General features: G+C 51.8%; 25 protein-coding genes. 6 read left to right on the forward strand and 19 right to left on the reverse strand.

Annotated features, from left to right (window positions below):
* Positions 1 to 2: 2 nt before the first annotated feature.
* Positions 3 to 1,346 (reverse strand): 23S rRNA (uracil(1939)-C(5))-methyltransferase RlmD, encoded by a 1,344-nt coding sequence (rlmD, locus tag BIT28_RS08075; RefSeq protein ID WP_075763098.1) that lies wholly within the window; start codon positions 1,344 to 1,346, stop codon positions 3 to 5.
* A gap of 156 nt (positions 1,347 to 1,502) precedes the next feature.
* Between rlmD and barA the strand changes: the two genes are divergently transcribed.
* Complete coding sequence (barA, locus tag BIT28_RS08080) at positions 1,503 to 4,271, forward strand: two-component sensor histidine kinase BarA (RefSeq protein WP_075763099.1); 2,769 nt, start codon at positions 1,503 to 1,505, stop codon at positions 4,269 to 4,271.
* 170 nt (positions 4,272 to 4,441) lie between these two features.
* On the opposite strand, the gene acpS is transcribed toward barA, so the two are convergent.
* The 11 genes from acpS to rpoE form a co-directional block, all read right to left on the reverse strand.
* Entirely contained in the window at positions 4,442 to 4,822 is a 381-nt protein-coding gene (gene acpS, locus BIT28_RS08085) for a holo-ACP synthase (protein ID WP_075763100.1), read from the reverse strand.
* Complete coding sequence (pdxJ, locus tag BIT28_RS08090; RefSeq protein WP_075763101.1) at positions 4,822 to 5,553, reverse strand: pyridoxine 5'-phosphate synthase; 732 nt, start codon at positions 5,551 to 5,553, stop codon at positions 4,822 to 4,824. The genes acpS and pdxJ overlap by 1 nt, the downstream gene beginning before the upstream one ends.
* The gene (gene recO / locus BIT28_RS08095; RefSeq protein WP_075763102.1) at positions 5,550 to 6,260 is read right to left on the reverse strand and encodes a DNA repair protein RecO; all 711 of its coding nucleotides are present in this window, start codon (positions 6,258 to 6,260) and stop codon (positions 5,550 to 5,552) included. The genes pdxJ and recO overlap by 4 nt, the downstream gene beginning before the upstream one ends.
* An 8-nt stretch (positions 6,261 to 6,268) precedes the next feature.
* On the reverse strand, positions 6,269 to 7,174 hold the full coding sequence (gene era, locus BIT28_RS08100; protein WP_075763103.1) for a GTPase Era: 906 nt from the start codon (positions 7,172 to 7,174) through the stop codon (positions 6,269 to 6,271).
* Positions 7,171 to 7,845 carry a ribonuclease III gene (gene rnc / locus BIT28_RS08105; RefSeq protein ID WP_075763104.1) on the reverse strand — a complete coding sequence of 225 codons (675 nt, stop codon included), beginning with the start codon at positions 7,843 to 7,845 and terminating at the stop codon, positions 7,171 to 7,173. Before rnc ends, era begins: the two co-directional genes overlap by 4 nt.
* Before the next feature lie 10 nt (positions 7,846 to 7,855).
* Entirely contained in the window at positions 7,856 to 8,755 is a 900-nt protein-coding gene (lepB, locus tag BIT28_RS08110; protein ID WP_075763105.1) for a signal peptidase I, read from the reverse strand.
* A 136-nt stretch (positions 8,756 to 8,891) separates the two neighbouring features.
* On the reverse strand, positions 8,892 to 10,688 hold the full coding sequence (gene lepA / locus BIT28_RS08115) for a translation elongation factor 4 (RefSeq protein WP_075763106.1): 1,797 nt from the start codon (positions 10,686 to 10,688) through the stop codon (positions 8,892 to 8,894).
* Between the two features lie 78 nt (positions 10,689 to 10,766).
* Positions 10,767 to 11,264, reverse strand: coding sequence for a SoxR reducing system RseC family protein (locus tag BIT28_RS08120; protein ID WP_075763107.1), 498 nt, complete (start codon positions 11,262 to 11,264; stop codon positions 10,767 to 10,769).
* Positions 11,261 to 12,250, reverse strand: coding sequence for a sigma-E factor regulatory protein RseB (gene rseB / locus BIT28_RS08125; RefSeq protein WP_075763108.1), 990 nt, complete (start codon positions 12,248 to 12,250; stop codon positions 11,261 to 11,263). Before rseB ends, BIT28_RS08120 begins: the two co-directional genes overlap by 4 nt.
* A gap of 12 nt (positions 12,251 to 12,262) precedes the next feature.
* Positions 12,263 to 12,922 carry an RseA family anti-sigma factor gene (locus BIT28_RS08130; RefSeq protein WP_075763109.1) on the reverse strand — a complete coding sequence of 220 codons (660 nt, stop codon included), beginning with the start codon at positions 12,920 to 12,922 and terminating at the stop codon, positions 12,263 to 12,265.
* Positions 12,923 to 12,947: 25 nt separating this feature from the next.
* Positions 12,948 to 13,526: an RNA polymerase sigma factor RpoE gene (gene rpoE / locus BIT28_RS08135; RefSeq protein ID WP_075763110.1), complete on the reverse strand. Its 579-nt coding sequence runs from the start codon at positions 13,524 to 13,526 to the stop codon at positions 12,948 to 12,950.
* 417 nt (positions 13,527 to 13,943) lie between these two features.
* Between rpoE and nadB the strand changes: the two genes are divergently transcribed.
* The gene (gene nadB / locus BIT28_RS08140) at positions 13,944 to 15,563 is read left to right on the forward strand and encodes an L-aspartate oxidase (protein ID WP_075763111.1); all 1,620 of its coding nucleotides are present in this window, start codon (positions 13,944 to 13,946) and stop codon (positions 15,561 to 15,563) included.
* A gap of 165 nt (positions 15,564 to 15,728) precedes the next feature.
* Here nadB and BIT28_RS08145 read toward each other — a convergent pair whose 3' ends face one another.
* From BIT28_RS08145 to BIT28_RS08155, 3 genes are all read right to left on the reverse strand, one after another.
* Complete coding sequence (locus BIT28_RS08145) at positions 15,729 to 17,558, reverse strand: methyl-accepting chemotaxis protein (RefSeq protein ID WP_075763112.1); 1,830 nt, start codon at positions 17,556 to 17,558, stop codon at positions 15,729 to 15,731.
* Positions 17,559 to 17,771: 213 nt separating this feature from the next.
* Positions 17,772 to 18,206, reverse strand: a complete 435-nt coding sequence (locus BIT28_RS08150; RefSeq protein WP_175577500.1) for a protein YgfX — start codon at positions 18,204 to 18,206, stop codon at positions 17,772 to 17,774.
* Complete coding sequence (locus tag BIT28_RS08155; RefSeq protein ID WP_075763114.1) at positions 18,175 to 18,435, reverse strand: FAD assembly factor SdhE; 261 nt, start codon at positions 18,433 to 18,435, stop codon at positions 18,175 to 18,177. The genes BIT28_RS08150 and BIT28_RS08155 overlap by 32 nt, the downstream gene beginning before the upstream one ends.
* Before the next feature lie 321 nt (positions 18,436 to 18,756).
* Here BIT28_RS08155 and ygfZ point away from each other — a divergent pair, with 321 nt between their 5' ends.
* From ygfZ to BIT28_RS08170, 3 genes are read left to right on the forward strand one after another with little or no spacing between them, the layout of a single operon-like run.
* Complete coding sequence (ygfZ, locus tag BIT28_RS08160; protein WP_075763115.1) at positions 18,757 to 19,737, forward strand: tRNA-modifying protein YgfZ; 981 nt, start codon at positions 18,757 to 18,759, stop codon at positions 19,735 to 19,737.
* A gap of 3 nt (positions 19,738 to 19,740) precedes the next feature.
* Entirely contained in the window at positions 19,741 to 20,202 is a 462-nt protein-coding gene (locus tag BIT28_RS08165) for an aminoacyl-tRNA deacylase (protein WP_075763116.1), read from the forward strand.
* Positions 20,203 to 20,222: 20 nt separating this feature from the next.
* Entirely contained in the window at positions 20,223 to 21,161 is a 939-nt protein-coding gene (locus BIT28_RS08170) for a LysR substrate-binding domain-containing protein (protein ID WP_075763117.1), read from the forward strand.
* A 16-nt stretch (positions 21,162 to 21,177) separates the two neighbouring features.
* Here BIT28_RS08170 and nqrM read toward each other — a convergent pair whose 3' ends face one another.
* Genes nqrM through BIT28_RS08185 form a run of 3 tightly spaced genes read right to left on the reverse strand, consistent with a single transcriptional unit; the run spans position 21,178 to position 22,185 of the window.
* On the reverse strand, positions 21,178 to 21,372 hold the full coding sequence (gene nqrM / locus BIT28_RS08175; protein ID WP_075763118.1) for a (Na+)-NQR maturation NqrM: 195 nt from the start codon (positions 21,370 to 21,372) through the stop codon (positions 21,178 to 21,180).
* Positions 21,369 to 21,845 (reverse strand): NifB/NifX family molybdenum-iron cluster-binding protein, encoded by a 477-nt coding sequence (locus tag BIT28_RS08180; RefSeq protein ID WP_075763119.1) that lies wholly within the window; start codon positions 21,843 to 21,845, stop codon positions 21,369 to 21,371. Before BIT28_RS08180 ends, nqrM begins: the two co-directional genes overlap by 4 nt.
* Before the next feature lies 1 nt (position 21,846).
* On the reverse strand, positions 21,847 to 22,185 hold the full coding sequence (locus BIT28_RS08185) for a DUF134 domain-containing protein (RefSeq protein ID WP_075763120.1): 339 nt from the start codon (positions 22,183 to 22,185) through the stop codon (positions 21,847 to 21,849).
* A 479-nt stretch (positions 22,186 to 22,664) separates the two neighbouring features.
* Between BIT28_RS08185 and BIT28_RS08190 the strand changes: the two genes are divergently transcribed.
* On the forward strand, positions 22,665 to 22,871 hold the full coding sequence (locus BIT28_RS08190) for a DUF1107 domain-containing protein (RefSeq protein ID WP_075763121.1): 207 nt from the start codon (positions 22,665 to 22,667) through the stop codon (positions 22,869 to 22,871).
* A gap of 73 nt (positions 22,872 to 22,944) precedes the next feature.
* On the opposite strand, the gene gcvH is transcribed toward BIT28_RS08190, so the two are convergent.
* On the reverse strand, positions 22,945 to 23,328 hold the full coding sequence (gene gcvH / locus BIT28_RS08195; protein ID WP_338046931.1) for a glycine cleavage system protein GcvH: 384 nt from the start codon (positions 23,326 to 23,328) through the stop codon (positions 22,945 to 22,947).
* Positions 23,329 to 23,489 lie beyond the last annotated feature (161 nt).

Raw genomic sequence — 23,489 nt, forward strand, 5'->3', positions numbered from 1 at the left:
CACTACTTTTTGCTGCCCAGACTATTTTTTGTAAACAGGGCCATAGACTCTAGATGCCCGGTATGCGGGAACATATCCAACATACCCAGACGCTCCAACTGATAACCTTGCTTCAGCAACACCTGACTGTCTCGTGCCAGCGTGGCAGGGTTGCATGAAACATACACGACCCTTTCCGGGTTCAAATTGACTACGTGCTGCATGACCCCGGCTGCACCGGCACGTGCCGGATCAAGCAGAATTTTATTAAAGTGTTCTTGCGCCCAAACCATCGAGGTAACATCTTCCTCCAGGTTAGCTTGATAGAACGAGGCATTGTTTAACTGGTTTATCAATGCATTATCACTAGCACGGTGCACCATCTCGTCGACACCTTCAACACCGACCAGCGCCTTTGCCCGTTTTGCCAGGGGCAGACTAAAGTTACCCAAACCACAGAACAAATCCAACACCCGATCTGTCGGCCCGACATCCAACCAGTCAAGAGCCTGACGGACCATCTGGCTATTCACATCCCGGTTAACCTGAATAAAGTCTTTCGGGGAAAAATACAACTTCTGGCCGTCTAGCTCATAATACGGAGCCTGACCCGAAATTCTATCGATTGAATCAGATGTTGGGGCTAAATACAGAATAACATCGTATTGCTCGGCAAACTGACGCAGCAAGGTCATATCTTTGTCATTAAACGGCTGCAGGTGACGGATCAGCACTACCCTGCCATTATCCGCTTCCACCAGCTCGACATGACCAAGGTGCTTTTGCCCCTTCAGCCGAGTTAACAGACTGCGTAACGGTGGCAGTAGTTCATTTAATGATTGTGCCAGCACCGGACACTGCTCGACATCGACGATATCCTTGCTCTGCTTTTTGCGAAAACCGAACTGCAGCTTCCCGCCTCCCAGCTTCAGGCTAAAGCGAGAACAGCGACGGTAGTGCTTGTCACTGCCGACAATCGGCGCCGCCTGGTTGAACGCCAGCTCCCTATCCGGGATCGCAAACTTACTCATCAGCTCGCTCAATGCCTGCTGCTTGGCTTCAACCTGTCCTGAATGGGACAAATGTTGCAAGTTGCATCCGCCACACTGGTCATAGATAGGACAATGCGGTTTAATACGTGCCTGACTGTCAGCCAGACGTTTTATGACCTTGGCACGCGCGAACTGCTTCTTGTCTTCGGTAAACTGAACCAACGCCTTTTCACCCGGCAACAGGCCATCAACAAAGACCGGTTTTCTGTTGATATGACCAATACCGGCGCCAAGGTGATCCAGGCGACTAATTTCAATTTCTTTATGCTTGGTATCAGTTACTTTTCGTTTTTGAGGCTTAAAAAAGCGTGCCATAGTGTTTTGACTCACGGAGCAGATAAACCAAACTGAGTGATATTGTCGGCAGTTTGGTATTAGTTGATTGTCGAATAGCCATAGTTTCATTAAGCTAACGGCCACAGATGGACGACAATTCTCCCACAGAATCGCTTTCTTGTAATTAAGAGAACCATGACCAAATATGGACTTCGTGCCAGGGTCTTCACCCTGACATTAGCACCGACACTGATTATTGGCCTGCTATTAAGCGCATTTTTTACCATGAGCCGTTATCGGGATCTCGAGCATCAGCTGATTTCGACCGGTGCCAGTATCATCGAACCCCTTGCGATTTCAACCGAATACGGAATGACAGATAAGAACCGCGAAGCCGTTCGCCGTCTGATCAGCTATGCCCACCGCAAGCACTCACAGATAGTCCGCAGCATTGCCGTTTTCGATGCCGACAACCAGCTGTTTGTCACCTCGAACTTCCACCGCAATTTTGAAACCCTGATGTATCCGGACGATCAGCCGATCCCGATGCTGCTTGATACCCGGCTCAACGAGAACTCACTGATCCTCCGCGCTCCGATATTGAGCGAAGGCCAGTTTTCCTCGATATCCGCGCCGGGCTACCAGGCGGAGGCACTGGGCTATATTGCATTAGAGTTGGATCTGAGCGCCCTGCGCCTGCAGCAATACCAGGAAGTCTTTACCGCCCTGATGGTACTTCTGCTCGGGCTGACATTGTCGTCCCTGTTTGCCTACCGCCTGATGAAAGATGTTACCCGCCCAATTTCCCATATGGTCAGCGTGGTGGACAGGATCCGCCGCGGCCACCTTGATATCCGAATCGAGGGTGAGCTGCTGGGAGAGCTCGATACCCTGAAAAACGGTATCAATGCCATGGCTATCTCGCTGTCTGAATACCATATAGAAATGCAACAAAGCATCGACCAGGCCACCTCGGATCTGCGCGAGACCCTGGAGCAGTTGGAGATCCAGAACGTCGAGCTGGATATTGCCAAAAAACGCGCCCAGGAAGCAGCCCGCGTGAAGTCAGAGTTCCTAGCCAATATGTCGCACGAGCTGCGAACCCCGCTCAACGGGGTCATTGGCTTTACCCGCCAGATGCTGAAAACCCGCCTCAGCACCAGCCAGCAGGACTACCTGCAGACCATCGAGAAATCAGCCAATAACCTGCTGACCATCATCAATGACATTCTCGACTTCTCGAAACTGGAAGCTGGCAAGCTGTTGCTGGAGAACATCCCGTTCGACTTCACCGAATCACTGGATGAAGTGATGAAGCTGCTGGCACCGAGTGCCCATGAGAAGGGGCTTGAGCTGACACTGAAAATCGACAATCGGATTCCGACCGGACTGATCGGCGATCCGCTACGGATCCAGCAAGTACTGACCAACTTGATTGGCAACGCGGTGAAATTTACCGAACGCGGCAATATCGATGTGTCGGTCGAGCTCAAAACCGACCGCGACGAGAACATCGAACTACAGTTTATGGTGCGTGATACCGGGATCGGGATTTCCGAACGCCAGCAGGCGCAGTTGTTCCAGGCCTTCAGCCAGGCCGATGCCAGCATTTCCCGCCGCTACGGCGGTACCGGGCTGGGACTGGTGATCACCCAGAAACTGGTTACCCAGATGGGTGGCGAGATCAGCCTGACCAGCCGCCTTCACCAGGGGTCGACGTTCTGGTTCAGCCTGCGTCTGACCAAAACGGATCTGCCTGTCTCCCAGCCGATTGATACCTCGTCGCTAAGCGGCAAGAAACTGCTGCTTATCGAGCCTAACATGCAAGCCGCCTCGGTGATCCAGCAGCGTCTGATCAAGGCCGGGATCCATGTTACCTACCGCTCGACCATGCCGGAAGATGCCGAGCATCACCACTTTGCCCTACTCAACCTGACGCCAGGCGAGCAGCCGCCGATCGCAAGCCTACTGGATATGGTATTCAAGGCCGAGCAGCTGACCGACAAGGTGATGGTCTGTCTGCCGACCACCGAACTGGCCCTGTCAGAGCGTCTGGTCAATGCCGGGGTATCCGCATGTCTGCCTAAGCCGCTGGCTCACCGCAAGCTGCTTGAAACCCTAGTCAGCGAGCCAGATATGCTTTCCGAGCCGGCACCGCAACTGTTGCCGGAGCCAAGCGAGAGCATCCAGCCGCTGACAGTGATGGCCGTCGATGACAACCCGGCCAACCTTAAGCTGATCTCCGCCTTGCTTAGCGAGCGGGTCGAGACCGTGATCACTGCCACCGGCGGGCGCAAGGCCGTCGAATATGCCCACCAGAAGGGCTTCGATCTGATCTTCATGGATATCCAGATGCCGGAAATGGACGGCGTCACGGCCTGCCAGGAGATACACAAGACCGAACTGAACCACAATACCCCGGTTATCGCCGTCACGGCCCATGCCATGGCCGGTGAGCGCGAGCGCCTGATCAATGCCGGGATGGATGACTACCTGACCAAGCCAATCGAGGAACATATCCTGCAGCAGATCCTGGCCAAGTGGACCCGTCCGCATGATGCTGACACCAAGCCGCAAGCCAGTGCAGAATTGATTCCCGAGCCAGAACCTACACCGCCCGTTAACCACAATGTCAGCTGGGATTGGGAGCTGGCCCTGAAACAGGCAGCCGGCAAGGAAGAGCTGGCGAAAGACATGCTGCAAATGCTGCTCGACTATATGCCGGAAGTCGAAATGCTGGTCAACGAAGCGCTAGACGGCAAAGATATCGAGCTCTGGCCGCCTATCCACAAACTCCACGGCAGTTGTGCGTACAGCGGGGTGCCGAGGCTGAAAAACCTCTGCTATACCATTGAAACGGCGCTGAAAGCCGACGCGAAGACAGAGGATATCGAGCCGGAGCTGTTCGAGCTGATCGATGAAATGAATAACGTGGTGAAGGCGTCGAAAACGTATCGGCACTGATTGCTAGAGACGTGAGCCTAGTTCTGGGCTCCTAGAGGAAGCACTAAAAAGGAGAGCGTTGGCTCTCCTTTTTTATAACGGTTCCTGGGACCTTGTCGGCAACTTATCCAACCTTAAACTGGGTCAAGCATCTGATCTTCCTTGAAGCTAGGGCCTGCTTTTCCTAGGAACTAGGATTCGAGGATCACCGTCGCAACCGCATATTTTTTCTCGTCGGCAATCGTGAGGTGAACATGTTTCGCCCCCATCGCCTCGGCCAGCTCGGCTGCCTTGCCCGACAAGGTCAGAATAGGCTTGCCCCGCTCGTCATTGCTGACGGTAAAGTCGTGGAAGGTTACCCCGCAGGCAATCCCGGTCCCCAGCGCCTTGGAAGCTGCCTCCTTGACGGCGAACCGCTTGGCCAGATAGCGCCCCTTCAACTTCAGACTATGAAATATAACCAGCTCGGAAGGCGACAGCACCCGCTCGGCAAACGCATCACCAGAGCGGGCAAAGACTTTTTCGACCCGCTCAATATCGGCAATATCAGTGCCAAGGCCCAAGATGGCCATTAACGACGGGCATCCAGCATTTCAACTTTCATATCGGCAACGGCTTTTTGCAGACCATCGAATGCTGCACGACCAATGATTGAGTGGCCGATATTGAGTTCATAAAGCTCTGGCAGTGCCGCAATTGGCTTCACGTTGTGGTAAGTCAGGCCATGGCCGGCATTAACCTTGATACCCTGATCGTCAGCATAGCTGGCCGCCGCGGCAATTTTCTTCAGCTCATCCTGTTGCTCTTCTTCCGTTTCGGCATCGGCATAATGGCCGGTATGCAGCTCGATATACGGCGCACCACAGGCTACCGCTGCGTCAATCTGCTCACGGTCGGCATCAATAAACAGGGACACCTTAATGCCAGCCTCAGTTAGCTTGGCTGTCGCAGCCTTGATTTTCTCCAGCTGTCCGGCAACATCCAGACCGCCTTCCGTTGTCAGCTCTTCACGCTTTTCAGGTACCAGGCAGACAAACTCCGGCTTGGTGTCCAGCGCAATCTTGACCATCTCGTCAGTCACGGCCATTTCCAGGTTCATACGAGTCTGGATGGTTTCGCGCAAAATTCGAACATCCCGATCATTGATATGGCGGCGGTCTTCACGCAGGTGAATAGTGATGCCGTCGGCTCCCGCACGCTCGGCTACCTCTGCGGCATGCACCGGATCAGGGTATCGAGTACCTCGGGCGTTTCGCAGTGTTGCAATATGATCGATATTCACGCCGAGTAAGATGTTGTTCATTTTCCGGTACTCCTTCCTCTAGGGATAAACAATTCCCTGCTTTTTAATGGTTTTCCGCCAAGATACGGCTTTAATGCTATACGTGTAAAGCGTTTTGCTGCCCGGAGCTGGTCCGGGGTTTCAAAATGCCTCGCCGCAATGGCTTTTAGCTGGCTACCGGTAAACGACAGCTGGCCTTTCACCATCGAGGCAATAAAGCCGCGCTGCTCACGGTAGTTATAAGTCATGGTGTCTTCGACAGGCAGGCCGCTACCGGCACAGTGAAGAAAATCAATGCCGTAACCAAGATGGTGCAGTAAGGCGAGTTCAAAACGCCGCAATGCCGGCTCTGGATTATCAGCCTGTGCCAGCTCCCGCAGCACATTCAGATAATCCAGAAACAACACCGGATAAGGCGTGTCATTTTCCAGTACCCGGGCCAATACTTCATTGACGTACATCGCAGAATACAGAATATAGCTGCGCATCGGCAACCCGATACTGATCGGCTCGGCATGGGTCAGCACAGGCATTGAGCCCCGGCCAGACCATTTCATAAACAGCGGAGTGAAAGGCTGCAATGTGCCTTTGAGATTGGAGCGCTTGCGGCGCGCTCCTTTCGATAGGACAGTGACACGGCCTGATTCTTCACTAAATACATCAAGGATCAGGCTCGTCTCACTATAAGGACGAGTATGAAGGACAAAACAGCGCTGTAGTCCTTCCATGGTGTCCCTTACAGGTCGTCAATATAACCTAGGCTTCGCAGTGCACGTTCGTCATCTGCCCAGCCCGACTTCACTTTGACCCACAGTTCCAGGTATACCTTGCGCTCGAACAGCTCTTCCATATCAATACGGGCTTCACGGCCGATGACTTTCATCTTCTCGCCATTTTTACCGATCACCATTTTCTTCTGGCCCTTACGTTCAACCAGAATCAAACCATTGATATCAAAGCCATTGGTGCGCGGATTATAATCAAAACGCTCGATTTCAACCGTCACCGAATACGGCAGCTCGTCACCCAGGAAGCGCATCAGCTTCTCACGGATAATTTCCGACGCCATAAAGCGCTGGGAACGATCGGTCACATATTCTTCCGGGAAGTAGTACTCCCCTTCCGGCAGGTGCTGGCGAACGATTTTTTCTACCGCATCGACATTGGTACCGTGCTTGGCCGATACCGGCACCACATCGACAAACTCCATTTTGCGAGAAAGTTCTTCCAGATGCGGGAACAGCTCGTGCTTATCCTTGACGTTGTCGACCTTGTTGACCAGCAGTACCGTCGGCAGCTGACTCTTCGCCAGCTTGTTCAATACCATCTCGTCATCGTTGGTCCACATCGTACCGTCTACCAGAAACAGAACCAGCTCGACATCCGTCAGAGAGCTGCTGGCCGCACGGTTCATCAGCCGGTTGATCGTACGTTTCTCTTCGATATGAAGTCCCGGCGTATCCACGTACACAGCCTGGTAACCGTCACGGGTATCAACCCCCATAATGCGGTGGCGCGTAGTCTGTGGCTTACGCGAGGTGATTGACAGCTTCTGGCCAACCAGACGGTTTAATAGGGTCGATTTGCCGACATTCGGTCGACCGACGATGGCAATAAAGCCGCAATGCTGTTTATCTGTCATGATTCCAACTGCTTAAGCGCAATCTCTGCCGCTGCCTGCTCTGCCTTGCGCCGACTGCCGCCCTTACCGATAACAGGCTTATCCAGGCCCGTCACTTCACACTGTACCGTGAACTCTTGATTGTGAGCCTCACCGTGTACCTTAGTTACAGTATATGCTGGAAGCGGCAAGCGACGCCCCTGCAGACACTCTTGCAGACGTGTCTTCGGATCTTTCTGGTTGATACCCGGTTTGATGGTATCCAAACGCGACTGATACCAATCCAGCACGATCTTGCGAACCACTTCGATATCGCTGTCGAGGTAGATGGCACCGATAATCGCTTCCACGCAGTCAGCCAGAATGGAATCACGACGGAAACCACCACTTTTGAGCTCGCCCGGACCAAGCAGCAAGTGATCACCCAGATCAAACTCACGACCAAGCTCAGCCAGGGTCTTGCCACGAACCAGGGTGGCACGCATGCGGCTCATGTCACCTTCATCCACATTCGGGAAACGGTGGTAGAGATCATCTGCGATAACGAAACTCAGGATTGAGTCGCCCAGAAACTCCAGGCGTTCGTTATGCGTCCCGTTGGCACTGCGGTGTGTCAGTGCCAGGGTCATTAAATCAATATTCTTAAATTGGTAACCCAGCTTACGCTGAAGTCTATTTGCAGGAGATGTCATTTTATCCCGATCAGTTTATGCCACCGATGCGGCTAAAGCGCACACCGGTAGGAATCCAAGATGGAAGTGCACTATCAGCACCTCGTTCAAACTCAAAGCTGATCCAGATCCCGACCGCCTTGCCAACCAGGTTGGCTTCAGGCACAAAGCCCCAATAACGGCTATCTGCACTGTTGTCGCGGTTATCACCCATAACGAAGTACTGTCCTTCAGGTACAACCCACTCGCTGACACCCGGACGCGGCTGATAAGCCAGCGTACGATCACGCTTCAGTGGATGCACCAGGATCTGATGTTCATGTTCACCCAGCTTTTCGTTAAATTGAACCAAACGCGTCATGCCCTGGCTGAACTCGCTGTCCGTCATATTTTCCAGCGGCACCGGCTTACACTCGGTCGCCCCTTTGGGTGCCACACAAATCTGTTTGTGGGCACTATAACGCACCGTGTCGCCCGGCATACCGACTACGCGCTTGATGTAGTCAATTTGAGGTTGAGGCGGAAACTTAAAGACCACAATATCACCACGCTCCGGCTCGCCCGTTTCAACCAGCTTGTGACGGAAAACAGGATCACGGAGACCGTAGGCATATTTCTCAACCAGGATGAAGTCACCAACAAGCAATGTCGGCATCATCGAACCGGATGGGATCTGGAACGGCTCATAAATAAAAGAGCGAAATACCATAATTAGCGCAATCACCGGAAACATCGAGCTGGCTGATTCCACCCAGCTCGGTTGCGGTGCTACGGCTTGCAGGGTTTTAGCATCGACTTGATCGCCGGCATTTGCGGCGGCAGCTTCAATTTTCAATTGGCGCTTCGGCGCCCAGATAAATTTATCCAATGCCCAAATGATCCCGGTTACCAGCGTCGCCAGTACCAGAATTAGCGAAAAAGTATTAGCCATTTTAATCCCTAATAAATGTAACAGTGCAGCAAGAAACCCTTGCTGCACTGCTCATTGACACTTGCTTCAGAACACCGGAGTTGCCTCCGGCCATTGGTATGCTTTCTGAGGCAATGACAATGAGTAAAGTAGTTACTTACTTGTCTTTACCTACATGCAGAATCGCCAAGAATGCTTCCTGAGGCAGCTCGACGTTACCGATCTGCTTCATACGCTTCTTACCTTCTTTCTGCTTCTGTAGCAGTTTCTTCTTACGGCTTACGTCACCACCGTAACACTTCGCGATTACGTTCTTACGTAGCTGCTTTACAGTCGATCGCGCAATGATGTGGTTACCGATGGCTGCCTGGATCGCGATATCGAACATCTGGCGAGGGATAAATTCCTTCATCTTCTCAACCAGCTCACGGCCGCGGTACTGGGCATTATCTTTATGGGTGATAATGGCCAGTGCATCGACACGGTCACCGTTAAGCAGAATGTCGACACGAACCATGTCAGACTCTTCATAACGCTGGAAGTTATAATCCAGAGATGCATAACCGCGAGATGTTGATTTCAGGCGGTCAAAGAAGTCCAGTACCACTTCCGACATCGGAATATCGTAGGTCAGGGCAACCTGGTTACCGTGGTAAACCATATCCACCTGAACACCACGCTTTTCAACACACAGGGTGATCACATTACCCAGGTATTCGCTCGGTACCAGAATGTTACAGCGGGCAATCGGCTCACCCATGACTTCGACGTCGTTGACTGCCGGTAGCTTGGCCGGGCTATCAACATAAATCTGCTCGCCGTTGGTCTTCTTAACCTCGTACACCACTGTCGGTGCCGTGGTGATCAGATCCAGGTTGTACTCACGCTCCAGACGCTCCTGGATGATTTCCATGTGTAGCATCCCGAGGAAGCCACAGCGGAAACCAAAGCCCAGTGCCGCCGAGTTTTCCGGCTCGTAGAACAGTGACGCATCGTTCAGGCTTAGCTTGCCCAGCGCATCACGGAAGTTCTCATAGTCATCAGATGATACCGGGAACAGGCCGGCATAAACCTGAGGCTTCACTTTCTTAAAGCCAGGTAGTGCTTCTTCGCTACCGTGCTTGGCGTGCGTCAGGGTATCGCCCACCGGCGCGCCCAGGATGTCCTTGATACCACAAACAACCCAGCCAACCTCACCGGTACGCAAGATATCGGTATCAACCTGCTTCGGCGTGAAGATACCAATACGGTCTACACCCCAAACCTGGCCGGTACTCATGACCTTGATCTTGTCGTTTTTCTTCAGTTCGCCGTTTTTGATACGAACCAATGAGACAACACCCAGGTAGTTATCAAACCATGAGTCGATGATCAGTGCCTGTAGCGGCGCGTCAGGATCACCTTCCGGTGAAGGGATCGCCGAGACGATATTCTCCAGAACATCCTCGACACCCAAGCCTGTTTTCGCCGAACAACGGGTCGCTTCCAGTGCATCGATACCGACGATTTCTTCAATTTCTTCTGAAACACGCTCAGGATCGGCAGCCGGCAGGTCGATTTTGTTCAAAATCGGCACGACTTCCAGTTCCATCTCAATGGCGGTGTAACAGTTGGCCAGCGTCTGGGCTTCTACCCCCTGACCGGCATCGACCACCAGCAGCGCACCTTCACAGGCTGCCAGAGAACGTGAAACTTCATAGGAGAAGTCAACATGTCCCGGGGTGTCGATAAAGTTAAGCTGATAAGTCTCACCATCTTTCGCCTTATAGTCGAGCGTCACGCTCTGGGCTTTGATGGTGATACCGCGTTCGCGTTCAAGGTCCATGGAGTCCAGAACCTGCGCTTCCATTTCACGATCGGAAAGGCCGCCGCAGACTTGGATTAGACGGTCAGATAGGGTCGACTTACCATGGTCGATATGTGCAATAATCGAAAAGTTACGAATGTGCTTCATGAATTGGCGTGACTAACTCGTGATTAAAAATGAATGGGATCTACAGATCAAGTTGACAGATTCTACCGAATTTAACGGCTAGTCGCTATCTTTCGATGCGGCATTTATTGTGCTGTCGGCAGATATGGGGTTGCCCAACACCCGAATCAGGTTCGGTTTATAGGCCGAATTGCCTTCCAGGCGCTTTGCCAGACGACGTGCCAGCAACAAGCCTGCGGCCGCACTCAACACTGCCGTCAGGATCACTCCCAGCTCACCACCACCGGCCAATTCAACAAACCACCACTGCCCGAATACTGCTCCCAGCACTAAGGATAGCAAAGGCAGCACATAAACCAGTACTGCCGAATGCAACATACTTTGCTCAGGCAAGCCGATTTCGACGACTTCGCCAATCGATACCCGAGTCCGGGTCGCTATTTGTACCAGATGACTACGTCCCGGCACCGCCTTGCTGACGATACCGGTTCCGCAGCTATCACGTGACGCACAGTGGCCACAACTGGTCTGCTGCTGACAGGTCACCGTAATGACACCGGGCTCGACGGCTATTACCGTCGCCAATGAGCGCATCATGGCGTCGTTTCTCCGGCAGCATTGGCCTTACCGCTCAGAAACGCGACAGACTCAGCCACACGACGGGCTGTCGCCGGTGGAATATCACCCACCACCGTCACTTCTTTATCCTTGAGCAGGTAGCTGTGCAGGGTTCTGCGCCCCTGACGTACCAGTTGCTCCCTGACAGTAAAGCTGTCGGCAGACGAGACATAGATAGAGAAGCTAAACAGGCCATCACTGTACATTTTGCTCTCGACCGGACGCTCGGTCATCATCAGGCGATGACGATTACGGGATACCGATTCAAACCCCTGAGGCAGCCAGTTGGCATGCCAGCTCAGCTCCGCCTGAGGCTGCGGAGGCAATTTGACCACCGCTGGCAGCTCGACGGTTTTCAGGCTTCTCAATACATCCCCGACTTTCGGGTTCACGACATAGGAGACGGCACGATACTGCTCAAGCGGCTCACCGTCGCGGTCCAGCAGATCGGCCCGCATTACCAGCTTGCTCCGGGTATCAATCCATATCAGATAGGAATAGCGCGCCCCGTCTTTCGGCGCAATACGAACGACATCACAGGCCACGCCCGCTTCCCGGGCCCGCCCCATTGAAATGAAGTCATAGAACTGCGCCAGCTCCTCGATATCTGACTTCATGATCGGCGGCAGAGGCGCAACCATCTTGTTGCTGTTGATGGTGAACGGATCGAGACCCGGTTCAAAATAGCTCACCTCGCTGCCCCGCTGGATAACCTCTCGCGGCGGACCGCTCAGGTAAACCAGGTGCGCGTATGTCTCGCCGTCTTCAAAGGTATGGCGATAACGTAACGGCTCAATACTGTTTTTCTTGATAAGTATGTACGACAGCTCATAGCTGAGCCCACGGCTAGCCTCATCCATTTGATGCAACAAAGCCTCTGCAGAAGAAACTGAGTCTTCCGCAGAGGCTTGCAATGGCATCATAAGGCTGACCAGTGTCACTACACCGACCAGAATCTTTCTCATTTATCCGCCAGATCAGTTTGTTTCTAACAAAGTTTTATCAATACTGCCGTCTTCGGCATTCAAACGCAGCTGGAGTTCATAATCCTGAAGCATCGCATTAATACGGCGTCGCTGCTCCATCACTTGGGCTTCACTCGGCGCGGCATGGCTATTACTGCGCACAGAATCTCGGGTCAGACTAACAGGTTCGGCCGTACCGGCAAAAGGAATGGTCTGTAATACCGGGAGCTGTGAATCAGCAGGGTTGCTGACGACGCCATCGTCACCACCGTTGTACTGCTGAACACCGACAATCACTGCCAAAGAGACACAGGCTGCGACAGCCACCTGGCCAAATTGAGTCAACCAAGCTGGCAGGGTGCGTTTTGCCTGTTGCGGTGTCGGTTGCGGCTCGGCCGTTTCACGGACCGTGGCAAGCTGAACCACTCGGGCAGGCTCTGCGCTGGCTTCTGAGACACCGGTATGTGCCGGCTCATTTTCCAACGCCATCGCGACGCTCGCAGCAATATCCCAATCCTTGTTTTGCGGCGCTTCCCCCCGCATTACATCACCGATCAGATTAAAGTGCTGCCAAGTTTGCTGGCTGTCATCATCAACGGCCAAGGCATTAATAATGCTCTGATCCAGTTCTTCACCATCTAATAGTGCCGAAATCTTTTGTTTATCAGCCATTTTTTTCACCGTATTGGCTTAACATTTATCGCTGCATTAGAGGACGAATCCGTTTTTCGACCGCCTCTCGTGCACGGAAAATACGTGATCTTACCGTACCAACCGGACATCCCATGACTTCGGCAATTTCTTCATAGCTCAAACCTTCCAGCTCGCGCAATGTGATTGCTGTTTTGAGATCATCCGGTAATGCTTCAATGGTACTAAAGACTACCCGCTTCAATTCATCTGACAACATTTGGTTCTCAGGGTTCGATATTTCTTTCAAGGCATTTCCACTTTCGTAGTATTCAGCCTCTTCTGCATCGACATCTGACGCCGGCGGACGGCGTCCCTGGGCAACCAAATAGTTTTTCGCCGTATTGACGGCAATTCGGTACAGCCATGTGTAAAACGCACTTTCCCCACGAAATGTCGGCAAAGCGCGATACGCTTTTATAAACGCTTCCTGAGCGACATCCGGCACGTCACCGGAGTTGCTGACATATCGGGCAACCAGGCTACACACCTTATTTTGGTATTTAACCACCAGCAGATTAAATGCCTGCTTGTCACCTCGCTGTACCCGCTCAATTAATACCTGATCAGTTTGCTGCTCGCTCATTCGAGCGTGTACTCCTATATCCGTCTTTCACTCGCGATTTCTAACTCGCCTGCCAACTGTGGGAGCAAAGCCCCAAAACCGTGTAAATTAAACCTAAACGCGCTTGGTTACACAGTTTAAAGCTCAGTCAAAACAGGGTTGTATGAAAAATATGAGCATGAGCACTATCTAAGACTCGGCGATAAAAGCAAAGTTCCCCGTGCGAAAGAAATAATTTCTCATTAATAGTGCGCGATTTTTTATCCGCAATGAAGCAGTATACCCAAGCTACCTCAAGATGCTTGGGTATATAACAATTGCTATTAACTGAACATTATACCGCGTCAAGACGATAAGTGGTTAACTAACAGTCAAAAATGACCAATTGAGATGGAATTTGGTAACATAGGATGATTACCACAGGGATATGATATCGATATGAACGAAAACCGTGAACATCAGTGTGATGTGCTAGTCATTGGTAGTGGCGCTGCCGGACTATCGCTGGCATTACGCCTAGCGCCACTAGGGAAAGTCATTGTCCTGAGCAAAGGACCACGCAGCGAAGGTGCCACCTATTATGCCCAAGGCGGGATTGCAGCCGTCTTTGACGAATCGGACAGTGTTGAATCTCATGTCCAGGACACTCAGGTAGCCGGTGCACACCTTTGCGATGAAGAGGTCGTTCGCTTCATTGCCGAAAACGCCAAGCACTGTGTCCAGTGGCTGATCGACGGCGGGGTGCCTTTTGACCGCGAGGAAAGCGACAGTGACGATGCACCTCGCTACCACCTGACCCGCGAGGGCGGCCACAGCCACCGCCGGATCCTGCATGCTGCAGATGCCACCGGTATGGCAGTACAAAACTCACTCCAGGACAATGTTCACAACCACCCGAATATTGAGGTGTTAGAGCGCCACAATGCGCTGGACTTAATCACCAACCAGAAGTTAGGCCGTTGCGACGAGCCAAACCGGGTGCTGGGTGCCTACATCTGGAACCGTAATCAGGAAGTGGTCGAAACCGTCCGGGCCAAGTTTGTCGTTCTGGCAACAGGCGGCGCCTCGAAGGTCTACCAATATACCTCAAACCCCGACGTATCTTCCGGCGATGGTATCGCCATGGCCTGGCGAGCAGGTTGCCGGGTTGCCAATCTCGAGTTTAACCAGTTCCACCCAACTTGCCTGTTCCACCCGGAAGCGCGAAACTTTCTGCTGACCGAGGCCCTGCGAGGCGAAGGAGCCTATCTGCGCCGCCCTGACGGCAGCCGCTTTATGAAGGATTTCGACGAGCGCGCCGAACTGGCTCCCCGTGATGTCGTAGCCCGTGCCATCGATTTTGAAATGAAGCGCCTGGGTGCAGACTGCATGTACCTGGATATCAGCCACAAGCCGACCGACTTTGTCCAGAAGCACTTCCCGACAATCTACGAGAAGCTGCTGGGGTTCGGTATCGATATCACCAAAGAGCCGATCCCGATTGTCCCGGCTGCCCACTATACCTGTGGCGGCGTTATCGTAGACAAGGAAGGACGCACGGATCTCGACGGTCTCTATGCTATCGGCGAAGTCAGCTACACCGGTCTTCATGGTGCCAACCGTATGGCATCGAACTCGCTGCTGGAGTGCGTAGTCTATGCCTGGGCGGCTGCCGAGAGCATTACGCACAAACTAGACCATGTCAGCCTGCCTTCAAGCCTGCCTAGCTGGGACGAGAGCCAGGTTAACTGCTCAGACGAAGAAGTCGTGATCCAGCACAACTGGCATGAGCTTCGCCTGTTCATGTGGGATTATGTCGGTATCGTACGAACCACCAAGCGTCTCGAACGTGCCATGCGCCGTATCCAGTTGCTCAACGAAGAAGTGAACGAGTACTACAGCAACTTCAGGGTCTCCAATAACCTGCTAGAGCTACGTAACCTGCTGCAGGTTGCCAAGCTGATGGTACGTTGCGCGCTGGAGCGAAAAGAGAGCCTCGGCCTGCATTACAACCTCGACTTCCCGGAACAGCAGGAAAGCTCGCAGCCAACCGTCCTCACCCCGGATCAACCGTGTTGAGGGGCTAGTTCCTAGGACCCGTACCCAATTCGAGATAAAAAAAGCGAGAGGTAGAAACCTCTCGCTTTTTAGTGGCCCAGGGTCCAAAAGTCTAAGAGAAGTGTCAAACTCTTGCTCTCCCTAAGGCCTGCTTGTCCCGCTCTACCTAGGATCTCGTACCTGCTATTAAACCTTAAATTCCGCAATAGCCTCATCAAGAGAAGAAGCCTGATTAGCTACCGCGTTGGCTGCCAGGGCATTCTCATGCGCCACCGAGGAGTTGAGATTGGTAATATCACGGATCGAAGTGACGTTCTGGCCAATTTCATCTGACACCAGGCTTTGCTGCTCGACTGCTGCCGCAATCTGCGTACTGGTATCCATGATCAGCTGCATATCGCTCATGATCTGGTTGATCCGAACTTCTGCACTATCTGCCTGGGTCACACTCAGGTCACCCTGCTCACGGCAACGCCCGATATGGACCACCACCTGATCGGTTTGCTCCTGCAACGAAGCGATGATCGTCGTGATTTCCTCCGTCGATTGACGGGTGCGCAATGCCAGAGAACGTACCTCGTCGGCAACGACAGCAAAACCCCGTCCCTGCTCACCGGCCCGTGCCGCTTCAATCGCTGCATTCAGTGCCAGCAGGTTGGTCTGCTCAGCAATGGCCATGATTACATCCAATACCGAACCAATGTTTTCAGACAACGTCGACAGGCTGGCTACCTCGTCGCTGGTCTGTGAAAGGTCGTCAGACAGGGCCCGAATACGCTCTTTGGTTGCAATCACCTCATTCAGGCCTTCCTGCGCCCCGTTATAGCTCTGGTCGGCATTGGCTGCCGCATTTTCGGTATTCGAAGCTATTTCGCGGATCGTTACCCCCATTTCGGTGATCGCGGTTGCCACTGAGTCCGTTTCAGACGGCTGCTGCTCCATCGCCTTTTCCGACTCCTGGCTACGACTCTGAAGCTGTTCTGATGCAGCACCCAGCTCGGTCACGGCTCCCTGCACATTACCTACCAGATTACGCAAGCTTGCCAACAGGCCGTTAAAGTTCGTCGCCATTTCACCAAGCTCATCATTACCGCTCTCATCGGCGATTTGGGTAAGATCGTTGCTCGCCGCAATATTCGCCATCAACTGACTCAGTGTCTGCACCCTACGCTGGATCGACTGACTGATAAACCATGACAGGCTGACCAATGCGATAATCACCACCAACACAGCAGCTATGGTTAGCTGGCTGATCAAGCTCCGCTCAGCAGCAACCTTTTCTTCAAGCTGCTGGACAACCTCTGAAAAGACTTCCTCAACCATATGGGATTGCTTACGAATTTCTCCTCGCAACCCGAGATTATGGTTCAAGCCAATAGTCTGTTGTTGGGTAATGATTATGTCGGTCGTATCGGCAAAGCGGGTATAGACAGGCCCAAAATCGTCGGCTAGCTTTTGGCTATAGCGGGCAGAAGCTGCCTGATAGTCCTCGAGATATTCCTTTTTACCCGTCACAAGAAATAGCTTGGCTGCCTCCTCAAGACTATAGGCTTCCAAAATGTCTCGATCCTGATCGCTGGCGGCATTAACCAGTTGCTCTGAAGATTCAAAAAACTCACGGAACAGGCCATCAGAAGACGTTAGTCCAAGCTGCTGATAGCCCTTGATCAGGGCCATCATTCCTACCTGGTAGTTCTGCATCGCACCCGGCAAGGTTTCAAGGCTCGGAATAGCAATAGACAACGACGCTAAGTCGCCTTTCAACACAGTCAGCTGGGACTGAAAGGCATCATAGTTTTTCTGGTACTTGCCCTGATACTTCATATCCATCCGCATCAGGAAATCTTTCTCGTTACGGCGCAAGTTAAGCAAAATCACCTCTAGCTGGCTAACTGCCGCACTAGAGTCATTGATCTTCATCACCCGCTCATTTGCCTTCCAGGTCATCCCCAATACAGCCAATAGAGCGACAACCGCCAGAGCGGTAAGTCCTAATAATTTATATTTAATTTTCATTTCTACATCGTCCTTGCCTAATCACCTGCGCCAGGTATGGGCAGATAACCGTGTTTCGGCAGTACTATTACGAAAAAGATATCGGCCCTGAAGGCAATACCTTTAGGGAATGAAGGTTATGGCGAATGGCCACAAAGCGCAAAATAAGGAATAAAACACTGAAAGGTAATTAGATTTCGATAAAATCAACCGTAAAAATAAATTTTATATTTATTATTTACTGGCCGAATCAATAACCAAGTGATGGCATATCAAAGACAGCGAACGATATTCCGCTTCTTCACATGCATCATGACAAATCAATAACCAACATCGCTGATCATTCTGACGCAGTCGCCAAAGCAGCAGATAGCGAGAGCGAATTTTAACCTGATCAACCACCCACGATTGCTGCTGCCACTGCAGTTCACCAGACGATTTGACCACCAGCCTTCCCTGCATCAGACGGCAGTCAATAAGACGCTGCAGCCATTCGAACCATAAGAACTCCAGGCAGACAATGACCAGCGGAAAAGGAAGAGTGTTACGAAACCAGGAAAGCAATAACAGGCTTGCCGCACCAACATAGAGGAGTGTCAGTGCGACAGCCATTAATCGAGATGGGGTTATATCAAGATCAGCGAAGCTTGCTGTTGTTGTGGGCGACAATTCTGTCCACCATCGCCGCATGGGCAGGGTTGTCACTCCTACCGTGCTGCATAACCCATGTAAACAGATCCGGATCATCGCAAGTCAGCAAAGAAATAAAGTCCCGCTGCTCCTGCTCGGGCAGATCATCAAAGCACTCTTCGAAAAAAGGCATGATGATCACATCCAACTCCAGCATACCGCGTCGGCATGCCCACTTTACCCGTGCTTTTTCATCTGCACTCAACATATACAACCTCAACGTTCAATATGGTCGTTTTACAATTTGCCCAATACTAGCAGCCAAGGCCCGGGCCGACTATGCGCAGGAACAAGCAATGCACTAAGATGAGACCTATGATCCATAATAATCAGCCAAACTAATCAGGTGTATACTCAAGCACTTTGCCGTAGCTTGGGTATATATGCTGACAAATGCCTGCCGGCGATTTAACATAGCAGAAACAGAGATATTCACCCAACCAAAGTAACTCGCCGCCCTTGCTCTGCCAATTCTCAGGCCGAGAAGAGCAAAGCCTCCGGCAAGTTACCTGCACATCATGGAAATCCTATGAGCACCTGGTCAAACGTTCTGAATTTCAAACCTATTGCTTTATCTTCCCAAGACAGCCTACCGGAGCTGGCGCTGGTCGACCTCACTGACTGGGGCCTGATCACCCTGGTTGGCGAAGACAAAAAATCATACCTGCAAGGTCAGGTTACCTGCGATGTCGTCGGCCTCACTGCCGAGCAGTCTACCCTGGGAGCCCATTGCGATGCCAAGGGCAAGATGCGCACCGTATTTCGCTTATTCCACCACCGTGATGGCTACGGTTGCTTTCAGCGTCAGAGCGTTATGGCCACCCAACTGCCTGAACTGAAAAAATATGCCATCTTTTCCAAAGTCGACATCGAACAAAGCAACGATGTTCTGCTAGGCCTGACCGGTAGCAAGGCTGGCGAGGTGGTTGAGCGTGAGTTTGGCGGTGAAGGTGATGTCCGCGCCATTCCTGGCGGGACCGCAGTACAGATTGATAAACAGCGCTGGCTAATTGCCGTTGCGGCAGATCAGGCTGAAACCATCGCCGAGAAGCTGGCAGCAGACGCAGAGCTGTCCGATAGCACACTGTGGGATCTCTACGATATTCAGCACGCGATCCCGCGCGTCGAGGCAGCAACCGAGCTGGAGTTCATTCCTCAAGCAATGAACTTGCAGGCCGTCGATGGTATTAGCTTCAAGAAAGGCTGCTATACCGGTCAGGAAACTGTGGCACGGGCCAAATACCGCGGGACTAACAAGCGGGCCATGTATATTGTTCATGGTGAAGCAGAGCAATGCCCGCAGCCCGGGGATGCCCTCGAGCGCAGTATCGGCGAAAACTGGCGCAAGGGCGGAACGATTATCGCCGCCTATAAATTTACCGACGACCAGGCTATCGCACTTGTTGGCCTGCCCAATGATTTGGATGAAGACAGCCAGTTCCGCCTTGCCGAACAGACATCGATCTGGCACAAACAGCCGCTGCCTTACTCGCTGGAAGATGATCAATAAGCAATGCAAACACCTGTTACCTTTTATTTGGAGCAAGAAGGCGTCGAATACCGGCTCCTGCCCCACACCAAACCAGCCAAAACCGTTGATGAAGCGGCCCATGAACGTGGAGTGAACCCCGAGCAGATGGTCAAATCTATCCTGCTAAGAGACATGGGCGGATTCCACGTGCTGGCCTGCGTACCGGGTCCCGCGCAAGTTGACCCGAAAAAAGTCCGTGCGATGTTTGGCTGCCGCCGTATGACGTGCGCCGATGCCAGCGATGTCGAAAAAGTCACAGGCCTGGTGATCGGTACCGTGGCACCGGTCGGACTGAAACGTCCGCTGCCGGTCATTTTTGATCACAGCATCAAAAAGCACCACAAAGTGAATATCAGCAGCGGTGATCGTATGGCCGGCGTCGAATTAGAAACCGAGGATCTGCTATTGCTGTGCGATCCCATGTTTGCCGATATCTGTCGCTGATCAGGGGAATAGGAACAAACGTGAACAATATCAACTGGCGGGGGGTAGATCTTAACCTCTTAATTGCATTTTCTGCCCTGATGGAAACCCGGAGCGTCACCAAGGCTGCTGCCAGGTTATCCATCGGACAGTCTGCCATGAGCCATAACCTATCTAGGCTGCGGGCACTGATCAATGATCCGCTGTTCGAACGTCAGGGGCACCAGATGATTGCGACCGACAAAGCTGTCGAGCTGGCCCCTGTCATCGACAACATTCTTCACCTTGTCACTACCGAGATCCTCCAGCCGAGCGATTTTACCCCCCAGGACTATCAGGGCAGCTTCCGTATCGGCCTTACCGACTATGCCGAGCTTCTGTTTGCTCCGGCCCTATTCGATGCTATTACTGTACAGGCTCCCCAGTGTCAGCTCAGCTTCTGCAATGTGGATCGCAACAACTACCAGTCCGCCATTGAAGAGCAGAAAATCAACCTGGTTATTGGATCCATGAAGGATCTGCCGAGGGCGTTCGATAGCCAGCATCTTTATACCGAAGATCATGTCTGCCTGTTCGACAGCCAGGCCACCGGGTTATCAGTACCTGTCGATCTGGCCCATTACATCGCAACGCCGCAGGCGCTTGTGACTCCCGACGGCAAGCTCGCCAGTGCTATTGATAGTCAGCTGCTACAACAAGGAGTTAGCCGCCATATTGCTGTCGGCTCGAGTAACTTCATGACAATTCGTCACTTGCTAACAGGACGGAACCTGATTTGTGTCGTGTCGACCCTGATGGCTCGTGTCGATATTTTTCATGATAACCTCACCCAGTGTCCGCCACCGGTGAAGATCCCTGATTTTGATATCAACATGTTGTGGCTGCGCCGAAATGGCAGCCACCCGAGAGTCGAATGGCTGCGGCAGATAGTCAGCGAGACTATCACCAAACGCGTTGCCGTGCTGCGACAACACAGCTAAGTGATCCCGGCCGGGATCACTTTTTCTCAGGCTCGCTGATCTGATATAGCTTGTGGCTGTCACACGTCTCGTCGCAGTTACATTCCTTTTCGACCCCGACTCCGGCCAAGCCGCCACAACTGCCCTTAATTGTTTTTTTCTTCACGACCCAGCCTATCGCCATGGCGACAATAACCAGCAGAAAAATCATCACTGTCAGCAAGAAAGTCATAACTTAAGTCCTCCTACCTTAGTCAGACCCGACAATGACAGTTTAGTATTCATTGCTGTACCAATTTTGACTGGTGCCGGTTTCTTCTTACTGCCACAACCACAGCCACAATCTCCTTTCTCTCGTTTGCACGGCCGCCCCTGCTCAGGCGATGTCAGCAGCTCTCCGACAATACTACCGCCCAGCACCGCAGAAACCTGACTCCGTACAGGCACACGGGTTACCGAGAAACCAGCCTGTAGTAACCTGGCCAGTGAGCGCTTGCCTACATTTCCCAGCGTTATTTCGCTCACACCCAGATCGCTGAGCTGACGCTGAAGACGCTTTTTGTGCTTACAGCCAATCTCACGGCTTCCGGTATTTTCCAGCGTAGTAACCAGTTGCCCTTGCTTATCAAAAACCAAAAAAGCAGCAGCTTTACCAAAATGCCCCGCCACTTCATTACGTGGCGTAACTGCAATTGCTCGCGACATATTAACGCTCCTTTTCTTTGTCCTGCCGCTTATCAACCGGCTGTGAAATGTTAGATGGTGATGAGTCAGGCTGAAGCTCCAGCGCTCTCCCTTTTACCAGGGCTTGCGCAACTTTATGCCGTGCCCGGGCAACAATATTGCCCAGTGTTTGCCGCGACACGCCGAGCTTCTCGGCAGCAGCCTGCTGTTGCAGACCGTCAAGATCCACGAGCCTGATGGCTTCAAGCTCATCCGGTGCTAACGCAATACTTTCCAGCTGCGACATCGGCACACCGTTAGGTTTAAAACAACTGTAGGCCGGGCGACAACCGATCCGGCGATGTATTTTTGGTCTGGGCATGACGTCCTCATTTCTGGCATATGCCAACAATGGCCATATTATTGGCATATGCTAAAAATCAAACCTTGATCCTGAGCAGAAAACGGAAGAAAACAGCAAACAACTCAGACCAGCAAGAGGATTTAGCACAAAACACTAAATAATCTGGAGGGGAAGCTGATCTCCGCCTAGAAGCGCGGATAAAAAATGACGCGAAACAACCAACTGAGCATCTTGATGCATATAAGGAAGATCTGTAACACCATAATATACAAACAATAATTAGCAGCTATTACCGATCTCATTAAATGTTACAATTCAACGCACTTATTTATCGATACAAACAAATAGAATAATCATCTAAAAAGATGGTAGTAGCACAAAAAAATACATCGCTCAGTTAAATTTAACATTATTATTATGCTGTAAACATCACAAAACTTTCATAGCCTCTATTTTATAATTCCTGCCGTTAGGAACCCATAGAAGGTTGGCTTTATATGCGCATGTTCAAACGCTACGTGCCAAAATTAATAGCAAAACACGTAAGCCGTTTATTTAGTGGAAGGATCTATATTGATGGCCGAGGAGGCTATGAATTCAACAATGGAATGTTGCTTGTGCCCATAAAAGCCCAGCAGCGGCATTTTCAGACCGTCAACGAGGTAAATCAGGAAATAAAACGCCTAAAAGAATGCTCTTTATAGCAAGCCGTTGACAATAACTGCCCGAACAACCCAAAGCCCACCCTCGCGTGGGCTTTATTGCCTTGGTGACTCGCTATTCCGATTCATCAATCAAGTCCAGATAGTTATCCGCATCCAGCAGATCCGCAAATTCACTCTCATCTTCGACTTTTATCTGAAATAGCCAGCCATCGCCGTAGGGATCGCTATTGACCAGCTCCGGCGAGCTTTCCAACTCTTCATTAATGGCAACGACAAACCCTGTCAAAGGGGCATAGATGTCTGACGCCGCCTTGACTGACTCTGCAACGGCACAGTCTTCCCCGGCCTCTGTGGCGGCATCAAGCTCAGGCAAATCAACAAACACCATATCACCCAGCATCGACTGGGCATGATCAGTAAGACCTACGGTATAGACACCCTCACCTTCCGGACGTACCCACTCATGGGTATTGGTAAACTTCAACTCAGAGGGAATATAGCTCATGGTGATACTTCCTTTTGAAAGCCTGCCTATCGCCTTTAACTCAATGCGACAAAGCAGATAAGTTAAAACCCAGGTACAGCACTTCAACTAACATGGCTGCCGTCAGTCTCGAATTTATTCAAATTCCTGTTATTTACTGTAGGAGAAAAAAT

This window comes from Photobacterium proteolyticum, from assembly GCF_001939735.1.
In the GTDB taxonomy this organism is placed as follows: Bacteria; Pseudomonadota; Gammaproteobacteria; order Enterobacterales; family Vibrionaceae; genus Photobacterium; species Photobacterium proteolyticum.

Coding starts and splice junctions, on each gene's coding strand:
- rlmD (WP_075763098.1), bottom strand. CDS start 1,346: ATGGCACGCTTTTTTAAGCCTCAAAAACGAAAAGTAACTGATACCAAG.
- barA (WP_075763099.1), top strand. CDS start 1,503: ATGACCAAATATGGACTTCGTGCCAGGGTCTTCACCCTGACATTAGCA.
- acpS (WP_075763100.1), bottom strand. CDS start 4,822: ATGGCCATCTTGGGCCTTGGCACTGATATTGCCGATATTGAGCGGGTC.
- pdxJ (WP_075763101.1), bottom strand. CDS start 5,553: ATGAACAACATCTTACTCGGCGTGAATATCGATCATATTGCAACACTG.
- recO (WP_075763102.1), bottom strand. CDS start 6,260: ATGGAAGGACTACAGCGCTGTTTTGTCCTTCATACTCGTCCTTATAGT.
- era (WP_075763103.1), bottom strand. CDS start 7,174: ATGACAGATAAACAGCATTGCGGCTTTATTGCCATCGTCGGTCGACCG.
- rnc (WP_075763104.1), bottom strand. CDS start 7,845: ATGACATCTCCTGCAAATAGACTTCAGCGTAAGCTGGGTTACCAATTT.
- lepB (WP_075763105.1), bottom strand. CDS start 8,755: ATGGCTAATACTTTTTCGCTAATTCTGGTACTGGCGACGCTGGTAACC.
- lepA (WP_075763106.1), bottom strand. CDS start 10,688: ATGAAGCACATTCGTAACTTTTCGATTATTGCACATATCGACCATGGT.
- BIT28_RS08120 (WP_075763107.1), bottom strand. CDS start 11,264: ATGATGCGCTCATTGGCGACGGTAATAGCCGTCGAGCCCGGTGTCATT.
- rseB (WP_075763108.1), bottom strand. CDS start 12,250: ATGAGAAAGATTCTGGTCGGTGTAGTGACACTGGTCAGCCTTATGATG.
- BIT28_RS08130 (WP_075763109.1), bottom strand. CDS start 12,922: ATGGCTGATAAACAAAAGATTTCGGCACTATTAGATGGTGAAGAACTG.
- rpoE (WP_075763110.1), bottom strand. CDS start 13,526: ATGAGCGAGCAGCAAACTGATCAGGTATTAATTGAGCGGGTACAGCGA.
- nadB (WP_075763111.1), top strand. CDS start 13,944: ATGAACGAAAACCGTGAACATCAGTGTGATGTGCTAGTCATTGGTAGT.
- BIT28_RS08145 (WP_075763112.1), bottom strand. CDS start 17,558: ATGAAAATTAAATATAAATTATTAGGACTTACCGCTCTGGCGGTTGTC.
- BIT28_RS08155 (WP_075763114.1), bottom strand. CDS start 18,435: ATGTTGAGTGCAGATGAAAAAGCACGGGTAAAGTGGGCATGCCGACGC.
- ygfZ (WP_075763115.1), top strand. CDS start 18,757: ATGAGCACCTGGTCAAACGTTCTGAATTTCAAACCTATTGCTTTATCT.
- BIT28_RS08165 (WP_075763116.1), top strand. CDS start 19,741: ATGCAAACACCTGTTACCTTTTATTTGGAGCAAGAAGGCGTCGAATAC.
- nqrM (WP_075763118.1), bottom strand. CDS start 21,372: ATGACTTTCTTGCTGACAGTGATGATTTTTCTGCTGGTTATTGTCGCC.
- BIT28_RS08180 (WP_075763119.1), bottom strand. CDS start 21,845: ATGTCGCGAGCAATTGCAGTTACGCCACGTAATGAAGTGGCGGGGCAT.
- BIT28_RS08185 (WP_075763120.1), bottom strand. CDS start 22,185: ATGCCCAGACCAAAAATACATCGCCGGATCGGTTGTCGCCCGGCCTAC.
- BIT28_RS08190 (WP_075763121.1), top strand. CDS start 22,665: ATGCGCATGTTCAAACGCTACGTGCCAAAATTAATAGCAAAACACGTA.